The sequence below is a fragment of the Hahella sp. CR1 genome (assembly GCF_029813005.1).
Classification (GTDB): domain Bacteria; phylum Pseudomonadota; class Gammaproteobacteria; order Pseudomonadales; family Oleiphilaceae; genus Hahella.
Window position 1 is genome coordinate 151,194 of sequence record NZ_JAPELK010000001.1, and the last position, 14,171, is coordinate 165,364.

General features: G+C 57.2%; 11 protein-coding genes. 8 read left to right on the plus strand and 3 right to left on the minus strand.

What is annotated here, in order from left to right; genetic code table 11:
- Positions 1-73 precede the first annotated feature (73 nt).
- The 4 genes from ONV78_RS00695 to gap all read left to right on the plus strand — a co-directional run bounded on the left by ONV78_RS00695 (position 74) and on the right by gap (position 5,254).
- Positions 74-790 (plus strand): FKBP-type peptidyl-prolyl cis-trans isomerase, encoded by a 717-nt coding sequence (locus ONV78_RS00695; RefSeq protein WP_127968006.1) that lies wholly within the window; start codon positions 74-76, stop codon positions 788-790.
- Positions 791-1,019: 229 nt separating this feature from the next.
- Complete coding sequence (locus ONV78_RS00700) at positions 1,020-1,787, plus strand: transporter substrate-binding domain-containing protein (protein ID WP_216735468.1); 768 nt, start codon at positions 1,020-1,022, stop codon at positions 1,785-1,787.
- Between the two features lie 68 nt (positions 1,788-1,855).
- Entirely contained in the window at positions 1,856-4,081 is a 2,226-nt protein-coding gene (locus tag ONV78_RS00705) for an NHL repeat-containing protein (RefSeq protein ID WP_279500268.1), read from the plus strand.
- Between the two features lie 174 nt (positions 4,082-4,255).
- Complete coding sequence (gap, locus tag ONV78_RS00710) at positions 4,256-5,254, plus strand: type I glyceraldehyde-3-phosphate dehydrogenase (protein WP_279500270.1); 999 nt, start codon at positions 4,256-4,258, stop codon at positions 5,252-5,254.
- 15 nt (positions 5,255-5,269) lie between these two features.
- Here the strand turns inward: gap and ONV78_RS00715 are convergent, their stop codons facing one another.
- Both ONV78_RS00715 and ONV78_RS00720 read right to left on the minus strand, forming a co-directional pair.
- Complete coding sequence (locus tag ONV78_RS00715) at positions 5,270-6,568, minus strand: GGDEF domain-containing phosphodiesterase (protein WP_279500271.1); 1,299 nt, start codon at positions 6,566-6,568, stop codon at positions 5,270-5,272.
- 11 nt (positions 6,569-6,579) lie between these two features.
- Positions 6,580-7,824: an HD-GYP domain-containing protein gene (locus tag ONV78_RS00720; RefSeq protein ID WP_279500273.1), complete on the minus strand. Its 1,245-nt coding sequence runs from the start codon at positions 7,822-7,824 to the stop codon at positions 6,580-6,582.
- Between the two features lie 576 nt (positions 7,825-8,400).
- On the opposite strand from ONV78_RS00720, the gene ONV78_RS00725 reads away from it, so the two are divergent.
- From ONV78_RS00725 to ONV78_RS00740, 4 genes are all read left to right on the plus strand, one after another.
- Positions 8,401-9,237: an HAD-IIB family hydrolase gene (locus tag ONV78_RS00725; RefSeq protein WP_279500275.1), complete on the plus strand. Its 837-nt coding sequence runs from the start codon at positions 8,401-8,403 to the stop codon at positions 9,235-9,237.
- Between the two features lie 70 nt (positions 9,238-9,307).
- On the plus strand, positions 9,308-10,534 hold the full coding sequence (locus tag ONV78_RS00730; RefSeq protein ID WP_216735462.1) for a glycosyl transferase: 1,227 nt from the start codon (positions 9,308-9,310) through the stop codon (positions 10,532-10,534).
- A 115-nt stretch (positions 10,535-10,649) separates the two neighbouring features.
- Positions 10,650-12,392 (plus strand): sugar phosphorylase, encoded by a 1,743-nt coding sequence (locus ONV78_RS00735; protein WP_279500277.1) that lies wholly within the window; start codon positions 10,650-10,652, stop codon positions 12,390-12,392.
- 87 nt (positions 12,393-12,479) lie between these two features.
- Positions 12,480-13,367, plus strand: coding sequence for a hypothetical protein (locus ONV78_RS00740; RefSeq protein ID WP_279500279.1), 888 nt, complete (start codon positions 12,480-12,482; stop codon positions 13,365-13,367).
- Between the two features lie 15 nt (positions 13,368-13,382).
- Here the strand turns inward: ONV78_RS00740 and ONV78_RS00745 are convergent, their stop codons facing one another.
- A complete protein-coding gene (locus ONV78_RS00745; RefSeq protein ID WP_279500281.1) occupies positions 13,383-14,159 on the minus strand; it encodes a BPSS1780 family membrane protein in 777 nt (258 codons plus the stop codon).
- Between the last annotated feature and the right edge of the window lie 12 nt (positions 14,160-14,171).

A 14,171-nucleotide genomic window follows, 5' to 3' on the forward strand; every position in this document is an offset into this window, starting at 1 on the left:
CGCAGGGCGCCAAAAAGCTGTACCTTAAAGCGCTTTATACTGCCAATCCATCTAATTTTTTTGAGGAATAATTATGAAAAAAGCGTTAGCCAGCATGAGCGGTCTGCTATGCGCTGTGGCGTTATCGTTGCCTGTCGCAGTCCATGCGGAAACGGAAAAGCTCACTAACGACGCGCAAAAAACCGGCTACAGCTTCGGTCAAATGTTCGGTCGTCGTCTGGCGGACTCCATGCCTGAGCTGGATATCGAGAGCTTCACCAAAGGCGTCGCCGACGCATACGCCGGCAAGCCTTCCATGATGACCGACGAAGAGATCTCTGCGCAGGTTCAGCAATATCAGCAGGCCATGCAGAAGAAGCAAATGGAGCAGTTCGAGAAGATGGCTGAGGAAAACGCCAAGAAAGGCGACACCTTCCTGGCTGATAACGCTAAGAAAGAAGGCATTGTCACCACTGACAGCGGCCTGCAGTACAAAGTGCTGAAAGCTGGCGAAGGCGACAGCCCCAAAGCGCAAGACACCGTTGAAGTGCATTACACCGGCAGCCTGATCAACGGCGAAGTATTCGACAGCTCCGTACAACGCGGCGAGCCTGTATCCTTCCCGGTTAACGGCGTTATTCCCGGCTGGACTGAAGCGCTGCAGCTGATGAAGCCCGGCGCCAAGTGGCAGCTTTTCATCCCCGCCAAACTGGCTTATGGCCCTGGCGGCAACGGTCGCATCGGCCCGAACGAAACCTTGTTGTTCGAAGTTGAGCTGCTGTCAGTCAAAGCTGAAAAATCCGACGGCTAATCCACCGCTATTGTTTGCCCGCAACAATGCTATGCTTTATAGCATTGTTCAGGCAGACCGTCAGAAGGGTCATACGCCCGCATCAGCCGCCGGAACTCGCATTCCGTTCGGCTGACATTATCGCATTGACGACTGCGAACAGGACTTTCGCTGCAGGATTCTCTCCTGTGTTTTGACGGAATAAACGCCGAGCGTCGGCTGAACGCTTATGCATTCAATGTGAGTCATCTTGAACACCTTTCACCGTCTGTTTACGTTGTTGCTTTCGGGAGCCCTGGCGTGGATCTCGTCGCCCGTTCTCGCTGATGTCGACATTCACGATCTGCTCGCGGAAGACAAAGAAGTCGTCGTCGGTTACATCGAATTCCCACCTGTTTTCTTCACCAATGACGAGGGAAAGCCGGAAGGCTATCTCATTGATCTCGCGCGCATGCTGTTGGAGAAAAAAAAGTATTCCTGGCGCGCCGTCTCCCGCCCCACCCGACGCATGGCGATTGAGCTGGCGGACGGCAAGATCGATCTCTGGATCGGGCTCGCCACCTTGCCGGAATTTACTGGCGCCACTCTGGTCGGCGACTCCATCGTCGCCCGGATCGAACTCAACGCCTATTGGCAAGGCGACAAGAAGATCATTAACCGCGTTGAAGATCTGGTGGGAGAAAGCGTGGTCCTGCTGCACGGATTCAGTTACGGCGGCGCCATCAGTTTTCTCCGCGATCCGGTCAACCGCATCCGTGACTGCTCTGCTTTCAACCATGCCCAGGCCATTGGCATGCTCAAAGTGAAACGTTGCGATTATCTACTAAACTATGATGGACCTATGCGGCTGGAGCTGAAGAAACAGCCGGTCCAGGACCTGCATCGCAAGCGTTTGTCCTCCCTGGACGCGCGTTTCGTCGTGAGCAAGAAGCGCGATCACGCCGCCATGTTGCTCAAAGATCTGGAAGACGCGCTGCATGAGCTGGTCGCAGAGGGAAAATGGTTTCTGCCGCCGTGATGTGATTTACAGATCAGGCCGCCAGGGCGGAAACCGACTGTATCGCTCAGTCAGAAAGGGAGCCCGTCATGCTGCTGAGTTATCGCTCTTCGCTTGGTCATACTGAAACCGCCGCTACCGCCGCCACGCCTTTCGTTCTCGCCACCCATCCTGAGTTCACCTTCAACTCGCCAGTCGGTCTGGCGGTGGACCGTCACCGGCGCGTCTGGATCGCAGACACCGGCAACAATCGTCTGGTGATCATGAACCCTTACCTCAGCGAGGTGTTGGCGGTATTCGGAGGTCCAGGCAAGGAACCCGGCCGTTTCAACATGCCCTTCCGTCTGTGCCCGCACCCTACAAAGGCGCTCATGTATGTGTCGGATCTGGCCAATCGTCGCATCCAGGTCATCGCCTATCGCAAGGATCTGCAGCTGGATGTAGTCAATGTATTTGGGGATAAGCAGAAAGAGCCCCTGGTGGGGCCGAATGGACTGACTTTTATTGACGGTCATCTCTGTGTAGCGGATGAATTTTACGCCAACAGCGAGGGCGACAGCCGTATCGCTATTTTCACTGAAAGTGGCGAATTCAGCCACGACATCCAGCATATCGACTGCGGCGGAGAACAGTTCACGCTGCTGTGGCCGCAAGGCCTCAGCTCTGACGACGAGGGTCGCCTGTACATCGCCAACACCGGCCACGCCAACGTGCTCCGTTGCGATCTGCAGGGCAAAGGCGTTCCATTCGCCACCAGCGGGCGCAGCGAACTGACCGGTCTGGGCGTCGCCCGGGATGTGTCAGTGGCCCATGGCCGCCTGTATATTCCCGGCAGCGGCGAATATCAGATTGGCGTCTTTGATCGCGAAGGGCAGCCGCTGGACTCCATGCACGGCTTCTTCGCCCCTATCCAGGTCACTGCCGTCCCCGGCAAAACCAATCGGCTGCTGGTGTCCGATCCCATTCTGGCGACAGTCTATCTGCTCGATCCCAAAGATCTGATTCCCGGTCTGGATACCCCCACCTTCATCGCCCAGGCAGGCAACCCGCGCAGCAATCCGGGCCAGTTTTACTATGTGACCTCCGTGGCGATGGTGGACAAACCCCGGATAACCTCGCCACAAATTGACGCCTCTTCTCCGTTCTGGCCGGCGCAGATGTCCGCGCAATGGTGGTTCCATTACTGGGACGCCTGTCAGATGTGGTGGCGTTCCGCTCTCAATGTGCGGGAAGACCCGGATGTGGGCGTTTGGATGATGAACGCCGTGCCGCGCACGGTGCTGCATTCGGACCTCAATGAACAAGTGGAAATCCCCGAGCAGATCAGTTACGCCATGTTCGCCGGCATGCTGGGCGTAGATATTTACCAGCCGTCACATCCCCTGCCCGGGCAAATCGATGCAGACGCCCCCCTGCTGCTGCTCGGCAACTACTTGAGCGGCTTTATCTCCGTCCTGCAATACAACCCATTCATCAACGACCTGACGCTTTATACCTTCTTCGGCGGACCCGGCGACGATCCCTGGGAACTGTCAAAGCCAATGGGCATGGCGGTATCGCCGCAGGGAGACATTTATATTGCGGATTCCGGCAATCATCGGATTTCGCAATGGCGCATCGACAGTCACGGCATTGTCGGTCATGTGCGCACTTTCGGCCGCCTTGGCGCCGGACCAGGAGAGTTTCATTCCCCCAGCGACGTGACCCTGGATGAACAAGGACGCGTCTATGTCAGCGATCAGTTCAACAACCGCATTCAGATTTTCGAGGCGGACGGAACTTACGTCGGCGCGTTTGGCCAGGCTGGATACGGCGAGACCGGCGATCACTTTCTGTTGCCTACGGGCGTGCATTACGTCAATGGCCATCTGGTGGTGAACGATCTGGTCAACCGCGCCCTCAAGGTGTTTACCCCGGACGGCCAGTTTATCTGCAGCTATGCGGGCCTGGGGGCCGAACCCGGCACTGGACAGTTATGGATGCCTTTTCTTCTCCATGGCGCCGGTAACTTCATCGCCGTGCCCGATTGCGCGTTGAATGTAGTGCACCTGTATGAACTGGACGACCGCAAACCCGCGCCCGCCCTCAATGGTGAACGCCAGGTGCGACTGCGCCGTGCGCCGGCGCCGCACCTGCATGCCATGCACCCGGAAACCAAGGCGACCGCGGAGGAAATCAAAGAGCATTTGTTGGTGCTGACCAGTCAGTCGGATCAGCAACAGCAGCCGGAGCTGAGGGAGACGCACCTGGACCGTTTGCAGGAGGCCCACGCGCGCCTGCGCGCGAAGCATCCGCCGCCAACCATGTTCCTTTAATAGCCTGAAATAACGAACTTTCGCGCAGGCTCTATACTTAAGTTTATGCAAATAAACTTGGTAGTCTGCCCTTGGCGTCATTTCGTACACAGATCAAAGACTTAACCTAGTCACTCTGTTAACGGACAATGCCAGGGGCGGCCGCCGCAAAAAGGCCATGCGAAGGGGTTACATATGATACGGGTCGGCATCAACGGTTTCGGTCGCATTGGACGCAATGTATTACGCGCTATCTATGAGTCCGGATATCGGGACATGATCCAGGTGGTGGCGATCAACGATCTGGCGGACCGGGAGACCTGCGCTCACCTGCTGCGCTACGACTCCATTCATGGCAAATTCAATCAGGAAGTGCGGCTCAGTGGCGAACTGTTGCGCGTCGCCGGCGACGACATCGCCATGCTGCAACACGGCGACCCTCTGGAATTACCCTGGGCGGTGGCCAATGTGGATCTGGTGCTGGAATGCACCGGCAAATTCACCAAACGGGAAAAGGCCGAAGCCCATATCATGGCCGGCGCCTCGAAAGTGCTGATTTCGGCCCCTTCCGAAGACGCCGACGCCACGGTGGTGTACGGCGTCAATGAACATGTGCTTGAAGCCCGTCACACTATCGTCTCCAACGCCTCCTGCACCACCAACTGCCTGGCGCCGGTGGCGATGGTGCTGCATGAAAACCTGGGCATCGAACAAGGTGTGCTGACCACCATTCACAGCTATACCAACGACCAGCATCTGCTGGACCTGGCGCATAAGAAAGATCTGTTCCGCGCCAGAGCCGCCGGGCTGTCCATGATCCCCACCCGCACCGGAGCCGCGCGCGCCATTGGCAAGGTGCTGCCGGGGCTGGAGGGGCGTTTGACCGGTATGGCGGTGCGGGTGCCCACCGCCAATGTGTCCCTGCTGGATTTATCTTTGAAAGTGGCGCGCCATGTCAGCGCCGAGGAGATCAACGCCATGATGCTGGCGGCCAGCCGGGAGACGCCGATCCTGGAGTACAACGACCAGCCGCTGGTCTCCATCGACTTCACTCATTCCACCGCCTCCGCCATCTTCGACGCCAACCATACCCAGTCTCATAAAGGCATGGTCAAGGTGCTGGCCTGGTATGACAACGAATGGGGTTTTTCTCATCGTATGCTGGACACTGCGCTGACAATGATGAGCGCCTGAGACGAACGCGCAGCGCTAGGCGTCTTCGCGGAAATACTGCGCCGGATCAAAGGCATGCATCCATTCGGTGAAGGCGTCACGGGGAATGGGTTTGCAAAAATAATAGCCCTGCGCCTGCTCACAGCCCATCGCGGCCAGACGATGCAACGAGGCGGCGTCCTCCACGCCCTCCGCCACCACCTGCATGCCGAAGATGTGCGCCAGCCGGATCATCAGACCCACCATGTCGCCGTCCGCAGGATGGTCCAGCATGCGAAAAACGAACGCCTTATCGATCTTTAATTGGTTGGCGGGCAAATCTTTGAAATATTCCAGCGATGAGTAACCGGTGCCGAAGTCGTCAATCGCGACGGACACGCCGGTCACTCTCAGCGACTCCAGATTATCGATGCTGCGGTTGCGCTCCCATAACAGCACCGTTTCCGTCAGCTCCAGCACCAGGTTTTCCGGCTCGGCGTCCCATATGCCGAGCGCTCCGAGCACCAGATTGCTCAGTTCAGGATTGGAGACGAACTCCGGCGAGATATTCACCGCCAGGGCAAAGTCAGGATAGCGGTCCAGCCAGTCGCGTCCCAGGCGCAAGGCGGTGTTGAGCACCCACTTCTGCAGCTCATAGGAAAGACCGGCGTTTTCGATATAGGGAATAAACAGTTCCGGCGACACATATCCTCGGGTCGGACTGCGCCACCGCAATAACGCTTCAGCGCCGGCGACGGTCTGCGAGGGAATATGAATTTTGGGCTGGAAGTACAGCTCCAGGGAGTTCTGCTCAATCGCCTGAATGACTTCCTTTTCAATATTCCAGTCTCCCAGCCGATGGCTTTCAGGCATGTCGCTGTAATCCATATAACGCACGCGCAGATACTTGGCCCCGGACAGTGCCTGCTCCGCGCAATTCAGCAAGGTCTCAGGCTTGGAGGTATGAGCGGGATAACTGGCGCCGCCACAGGTGAGATGTACGCTGAGACGATGACTATCGATATCCAAGGGCTGTTCCAGCATCTTTAGCATTTGCTGCGCCGCCAACTGCAATATCGCCGCGCTGACCGCCTGCACCGTGATGGCGAAGCGTCCGTCACCCACGCAAAAGACGGGACCTTTTCCTTCCCTGAGTTTATGCAGGCGCTCGCCGACGGCCTGAAACAGGTGATCGCCGACCACGTCGCCATAGACTTCGTTGGTCCTCAGCAAACGCCGCAGATCGAAGACAATGACGCCCAGCGTGCGCCCCTCCGGCAACACTGTCGCAGCGCGCCGCAGTTCCTGCAGAAACTCACTGCGCTGCGGCGTCGTCGTGTTGAGGGCGTCGCTCATGATGACTCCATCTAGATATAGAGCGTTTCAGGATCAATATCATAAGAGCCCGGCTCCAGGCTGCGTTCGATATGCAGCGGCCGCCCTGCGCTGGTTTCCAGACAATCCAGCAAATCGAGCTCTTTGGGGACGTCGTAGAGGTTTTTCTCGCCATCCAGCAACATCAACAAACGGGGACGCAGACGTCTGGAGCGGTATTCTCCGATGACGATGCCCACTTGTCCGTCGGTCAATTCGACCAGGGTGCCGGCAGGATAGATGCCCACCGCCTGGATAAACTCTTCTACAAGTTCCGCCTGAAATTCCACGTTGCGCCATTCATACAGTTTGCGCACCGCTTCAGAGGGCGGCAGAGGATGAGCGTAAGGACGTTGACTGGTGATGGCGTCATAGCAATCCGCCAGAGAGGCGATGCGCGCGTAGATAGGAATCGTGTTCGCCGCCATGCCCCGAGGATAACCGGAGCCATTGTGGCGCTCATGATGATTCTCCACCATGGCCAATATCGTGCGGCTGACGCCTTCGATGTTCTGCACGGTCTCCATGCCGCGCGCCACATGGCTTTTCATCAGTTCGAACTCATGATCTTCAAGGCGGCGCGCCTGCATCAACAGCTCCGCTGGCAGTTGCAGCTTGCCCACATCCAATAACAGCCCGCCAACCGCCAGCTCCTCCAGATCTTTCTGCGACAGACCCAACTGGCGCCCCATGATGACGCACCAGACGGAAACGCTCATGGAGTGTTTGTAGGCGTAGGAGTCCTGATTCTTCATGCGGGCCATCAAGGCGCAGGCGTCCGGATTGCGGATAACGCTCTCCACCATAGGCGCCACCAGGGCCTGAAATTTCTTGAGCTGGAAGGAGGCGCCGCGACTCATTTCATCCATCAGATAGGCGACGTTGGCGCTGAAATCCTTGTACAGCGCTTTGGCCACCGGCATCTCTTCTTCCAGCGGGGCGACATCCACATAATTGTGCAGCTTGACGTCAGGCAACAGTTTGCGACGACGCTGCAGAGAGTCCTTGATGTTTACAGACAAAGGCGAGACGCCGCCCTTGGGTTTGCGCCCTTTAACCGTATCGATATAAACGTAATCGCAAAACTGTTGCAGTAATTCGATATCACGCCGGGTGCGCAGCAAAAAGCCTTGTAACGGAAACGGCGTATCCAGCCAGGGACGATCCAGCTGGCTGACGAACATACCCACCTCAAGCTTGCCGCAGGGAAGTTCGATCGTCTTAATTTCGTGTTTCATGCGTACCCGATTCAGTTAAGCGCAGATGGAGATTTTCGTCGTTTCCATCGACGCTGTTTCGGTTCGTGCGCCTTGGGCGCTTGCCGGCGGGATGTTTCGTGAGTTTCAGCTATGCGTTTACCGTTAACGATTTATGTAAGCTTTTCGTCGCGCGCGCCGCAGGCGCCTTTTCCGTATGGCTGATTTATTAATCCGTTTCTTATAGCTTAATTTATATATGGATGACATGCAGAAATTTGTAGCTGATTGTGTGTATTCCTCTCAGCGGCTGACTCACGCCAGCATCCGCCATCCTGTTGCGCCAACCCGCCCGGAAGCGTAAAAGAAAAAGAGAACAGATTTTCTTGCGTTACGCGCACCAAAATAAGGCGCCCTGGCGCTTGCGCCCCTTTGGCGCCCGCTTTTAGGGCGCATCCAACGCACTAATCGGGATTCTCCGCACCGTCATGCCATACCAGACCAGATCGAACAAGGAACGAAAGCGAGAAACATACATGCTGCCGGGAAGCTGGTATCGGATTTGCAGAAACACCGTCACAACGACATCAACCGGACGATAGTCCCAGTGGGAACGATATGAGCCAGCTAATTATCTACACCGACCTGGACGGCACCTTGCTCGATCACCACACCTACGCTGCGGATTCAGCATTACCCACGTTGGCCAAGTTAAAGCAATGGCGCACTCCCTGCGTCTGGAACACCAGTAAAACTTACGCCGAACTGCGCGCATTGCGCCAAAGGCTGCATCATCAGGACCCGTTCATCGTTGAGAACGGCGCCGCGGTGTATCTGCCCAAGTCCCAGTTCCAGGAGCCCTTCTGCGGCGCGCATGTCAGCGAAGAGTTTTACGCCAAGAGCTTCGGTCCCAGCCGTCAGCATATTCTGGACGTGCTGCAGGAGTTCAAAGGCTCCTACGGATTCAAGAGCTTTTACGAAATGGACGCCGAAACGGTGGCGTCGCTCACTGGTTTATCCAAAGCCGATGCGGCCCTCGCCAAGCAACGCGAGTTCACGGAGCCGCTGGTCTGGGAGGACAGTCCGACGGCGTTAAAACAGTTTACCGCTGAACTCAATGACACTGGTTTGCAAATTTTACGCGGCGGCCGCTTCCTGCATGTGATGGGGCAGTTCAATAAAGCCACCGCCATGCAGTGGCTGACGGAGCTTTACGCCGAACGTTGCGGCGAAACGCTGGTCAGCATGGCCCTGGGCGACAGCCATAATGACATCGCCATGCTCAACGCCGCGGATATTGCGGTGGTAGTGCGTTCTCCCTCGCATCTGCCGCCCTCCCTGGAGCGCAAGGAGCGCATCCTGACCAAGAAGTTCGGTCCCGAAGGCTGGGCCGAAGCCGTAGAACAGGTGCTTGCGTCGCAACAGTCGCTGAACGCGCCATCCATGCGTTCGTAACCTGCGCCGGAATGCTGCGGCGTTCCGGCTTCATTCAGGGGACGCACGCCGACAATAAAGAGGATCAAGCATGGGCGATTTTTATCAAAACGGCATAGTAACCACCCTGCATAACCTGTCCCGTCGTCCACTGGAGGATATCGAGCGGGAACTGGTCGCATTTTCTCAACACAGACCCCTGGCGCTGGTGCTTCCCTGCCTGTATTCAGAGCTGCAGGGCGAAGCCATGCCGCGCATCCTGGAACACTTATGCAAAGTGCCTTATCTGGAGGAAATTATCATTGGTCTGGACCGGGCGGATGAAGGGCAGTACCGGGAAGCTTTGCAATTCTTCTCCGCATTGCCGCAGCGCCATCGGGTGCTGTGGAACGACGGTCCCCGACTGCGCGCCATCGACGCGGAACTGAAGCAGGAGTCGCTGTCGCCGCGGGAACCGGGCAAGGGGCGCAACGTCTGGTTCTGCCTCGGCTATGTGCTGGCCTCCGGCGCCTGCGAATCCGTCGCCCTGCATGACTGCGATATCGTCACTTATGACCGCGAGTTACTGGCGCGCCTGATTTATCCCGTGGCCAATCCCAACTTCAACTATGAATTCTGCAAAGGCTATTACGCCCGCGTGGCCAACGGCAAAATTAACGGCCGCGTGAGCCGTCTGCTGGTGACGCCGCTATTGCGGGCGCTGAAGAAAGTACTCGGTCACCTGGATTTCCTCGACTATCTGGACAGCTACCGTTATCCCCTGGCCGGCGAGTTCTCATTCCGCAAAGACGTGATCAACGACATTCGCATCCCCAGCGACTGGGGCCTGGAGATCGGCGTCCTCAGCGAAATGAAGCGCAACTATTCCACTAACCGTTTGTGTCAGGTGGACATCGCCGACGTTTACGACCACAAGCACCAGGACCTGTCCGCAGACAACGACGACACCGGGCTGTCGAAAATGTCCATCGACATCACCAAAGCCCTGTTCCGCAAGCTGGCCACCCAGGGCATCGTCTTCAATCAGGAAACCTTCCGCACCATCAAGGCCTGCTATTTCCGCATTGCGCTGGATTTTGTGGAGACCTATCGCAACGACGCCGAAATCAATGGACTGGCCCTCGACGTGCACCATGAAGAACAAGCTGTGGAGCTGTTCGCCAAAAATATCATGAAGGCGGGCGAGTACTTTCTGGAGCATCCGATGGAAGCGCCGTTCATCCCGTCCTGGAACCGGGTCATCAGCGCCTTTCCCAGCGTGCTGACGCGCCTTTATGACGCCGTTGACGCCGACATGCGGGAGTTCGCCGTCCAGTAAAGTCCACTGGGGTTTCGGCGTCGCCACGGAGACGCCCGAACCATCCAGTCACAGACTATGCTGTAGGTGACGCCTTGGGATAACCCTCTTTTCCGACCAGGAGAACTGCAAAATTATGGAGCACGCCTCGCTCACTCAATTGGAGCAGCGCCTGATGGAGCACATCAAAACGCTGTATCCGGACGTCAACGCGCTTAATTTCGTCAAAGAGTGTCTGGACACATTCGGACTGGAGCCCAACGCGCCGCCTCCCCAGCCTCACCGCAACCCCTGGTCTCAGGAAGACGCCGTACTGATCACTTACGGCGATACGCTACGCAGCGATAACGAGCCGCCACTACAGACCCTGCATGAGTTTTTACGCAGCCAGCTGAGGCACTGCATCAGCATCGTGCATATTCTGCCGTTTTTTCCTTATAGTTCCGACGACGGATTCAGCGTGATGGATTACACCACCGTGAATCCCGCCCTCGGCGATTGGGAGGATACCGCCGCCTTCACCCGTGAATTCAAGGTGATGGGAGATCTGGTCATCAACCATTGCTCCAGCCGTTCGCTCTGGTTCGAGAACTACAAATCGGGACAGACGCCCGGCGCCGATTACTTTGTGGAAGCTGCTCCCGACACGGATTTATCGCAAGTGGTGCGGCCGCGCACCTCACCGCTGCTGCGGGAAGTCGCCACGGCTGACGGCGTCCGTCATGTCTGGTGCACCTTCAGCCATGACCAGATCGACCTGAACTTCCGTAATCCACAGGTATTACTGGAGTTTTTGCGCATACTGCGCCTGTATCTGGACAAAGGCGTGCGCTGGTTCCGGCTGGATGCGGTGGCGTTTCTCTGGAAAGTCCCCGGAACCTCCTGCATCAACCTGCCGGAAACACATGAAATGATCCGGCTGTTGCGTCTGCTGATCGAGCATCGCGCCCATGACGCGGTCATCATTACCGAGACCAATATTCCCAACCACGAAAACCTGACCTATTTCGGCAACGCCAACGAAGCTCATCTGATCTACAACTTCTCCTTGCCGCCATTACTAATCAACAGTCTGGTCACCGGCAGTTGCGAGTACCTGAAGAAGTGGCTGATGAGCATGCCGCCGGCGCAACAGGGAACCACTTATCTGAACTTCATCGCCTCCCATGACGGCGTGGGATTGCGCCCGACCGAGGGTTTGCTGAGCGAGTGGGAGCTGGATGCGCTGGTATCCACCATGCAGAAGTTCGGCGGCAAGGCCAGCGCCCGCACCGGTCCCGATGGCCAGCCCAAGTTCTATGAGATCAACATCAGTCTGTGGAACGCGCTCAGCGGCACCGTGCAGCATGGCCCCGACCATTTGGGCTTCGCCCGTTACCTCTGCGCCCACGCCATCATGCTGGCGCTGGAGGGCGTCCCCGCGTTTTATATTCACAGTCTGGTCGGAACGGAAAATGATCATGAACGGGTGGAGCACACCGGTCAGTTCCGCTCCATCAATCGTCACATCTGGCGTCAGCAGGATCTGGAGCAGGCGCTGCAAGGGGATGGACATCATCCGAAAGTATTCGCCGCCATGCAGAAGCTGATCGCCACCCGCAAGCGCCAAAAAGCCTTCCATCCCAACGCCACGCAATACACTCTGCACACTGGAGATGCGCTGTTCTCATTCTGGCGTCAAAGCCAGGATCGCATGCAAAGCATCTTCGCCATTCATAACGTTTCGGATCAGCCGCAGACGATTAATCTGGCGGAGCTGAACCTGATCTCCACCGATCAGTGGTTCGATTTGATTTCCGAGCAGGCGTTCGAGGATCGGGTAGGCCAGATTATCCTGCGTCCCTACCAGTACATCTGGCTGACCAACGTGAGGCTGTAGGGGAAAACAAAGCGCTATGCCGGTTTGCGGCGCGATAGGGTAAAATCGTGAGCGCATTAACCCATTACTTTGAGCAGCGCCCTCACCGTGTCAGACGCTTCCGCCACAGATCAGCTTGAGCAGGACATTGAACAAACGCTCCTGCGTCACTTCACTGAAGCCCATGCCCGCGTGCCCCAAGTGTACGCGGAGCATATGTCTTCCACCAAAGCCATTCTGCGGCGCCACTGGACCCATCGCCGCGATATCCCGGCGGACCTGATGAGCCTGCCGCGAGGGCTGGTCCGCGTCGCCGGCAAGCTGATACGCCGCAAAAAAACAGCGGTACAGACGGAGTTATCAGGCAAGGAACAGGCGATGTTGCGCATCATCACAGAAGAACTGTTGCAGCTGCCCGCTTTGCAAAACCAGATCCAACGCTTGATGGAGCGCCATATTCCAGAACTGCAGGAATGCGGCGAGCTGATGCGTCAGCCGCATATGCAGGGCCATCAGCAGGAGATTCAGTCGTTTTTGAGTCAGCGTATGCAGTCTCTGAGCGGCCCCCGGGAAGGCGGACGCGATCTACTGGTATTTCTGTTGATCGGCGCGCTGGGCAAGAGTCTCGGCGGACAAGCCACCTTCGGCAGCGCCGTCGCTACCGGCAGCGCCATGGCGAGCAGCCTGTATCTGGCGCAGCAATCCTGGTGGGGGGCGCTCTGGGTGCAATGGGCCGGCGCGCCCGCCTGGGTGACCTGGAGCGGAGCCGCCGCCGGCGTAGTCGCCGCCATCGCCATCGCGCCGCTGTTGGCGCCGATATCGGAAATCGCAGTGAACCGTCTGCGCGGAGAACGCTATCTGCATCGACTGGTGGATCAGGTGCAGGAGAATGCCCTGGCCAGCAAAGCCGACGCCCTGGACGCCGCCGGCCTGTTGGCCAGCTACGCGCAACTGGCGCCCGACCTGCTGACGCTATTGCGCAGCATCAGACCCTAGGAATCCAAGTCCCGCTCACTGTTGCTCGGTGACCAGAAAAATATCCTTGTAGGCGGCGTAGATCGAGCCAATCAGCGTCGGTCCCAGCACCAGCATTCCCAGAAAAAGAGGAATCATCGCCGGAATCATGAGTATGAGAGAAATGATTCCATACAGCAGAAACGGAATGATATTCACCAAACAGCCTTTGAAACTCGTAGTGAACGCGTCCCAGGGGCCCAGATCGTGAAATACGATCAGCGCCGGCGCAAACCAGGCGCCCATCATCAGCGGTATTAATAATCCCAGATAGATCAGAACCGCCAGCAGGAACTTGGCGTCAGGCGCGCCGCCGAATTGCGCCGCGTCCATGGAGTCCGCCACCGAGGAAAAAAACAATACGCCGCAGATGATCATAATCAATGCGGAGAATCCCAAAACGATGAGGCCGAACAGAATCAACGGCGTCGACTTTTCCTGCACGGCGGCGAACATATCGGCAAACTCAATGCGTCCCGAGGTCGCGCCTCTGCGACTGGCGATCATAAAACCCGCCATCAGCAAAGGCGCCAGAATATTCACCAGAACAATGGAGATCAAAGGCAAAATCCCCACCACAAACATGATCAGAACGTACACGATCATCATGCCCATCCAAGGCCCTGGACCGGCGCGAAATATTGCAAAGCCTTCCGCAATCCAGCTCCAGCCACAGCCAGCGGGCATGCTTTGCGGCGAACCCAGTACGCCGGGCGAATTGGATTCATCCATCACTTCTGAGGACGGCGATTGGTAAGGATTGGGGTCGGACACGGGACAGGCTCC

Bases quoted from the DNA above. Each gene is read 5' to 3' on its own strand.
- ONV78_RS00735 (WP_279500277.1), top strand. From the start codon at position 10,650: ATGGAGCACGCCTCGCTCACTCAATTGGAGCAGCGCCTGATGGAGCAC.
- ONV78_RS00715 (WP_279500271.1), bottom strand. From the start codon at position 6,568: ATGAGCGACGCCCTCAACACGACGACGCCGCAGCGCAGTGAGTTTCTG.
- ONV78_RS00720 (WP_279500273.1), bottom strand. From the start codon at position 7,824: ATGAAACACGAAATTAAGACGATCGAACTTCCCTGCGGCAAGCTTGAG.
- ONV78_RS00725 (WP_279500275.1), top strand. From the start codon at position 8,401: ATGAGCCAGCTAATTATCTACACCGACCTGGACGGCACCTTGCTCGAT.
- gap (WP_279500270.1), top strand. From the start codon at position 4,256: ATGATACGGGTCGGCATCAACGGTTTCGGTCGCATTGGACGCAATGTA.
- ONV78_RS00730 (WP_216735462.1), top strand. From the start codon at position 9,308: ATGGGCGATTTTTATCAAAACGGCATAGTAACCACCCTGCATAACCTG.
- ONV78_RS00695 (WP_127968006.1), top strand. From the start codon at position 74: ATGAAAAAAGCGTTAGCCAGCATGAGCGGTCTGCTATGCGCTGTGGCG.
- ONV78_RS00705 (WP_279500268.1), top strand. From the start codon at position 1,856: ATGCTGCTGAGTTATCGCTCTTCGCTTGGTCATACTGAAACCGCCGCT.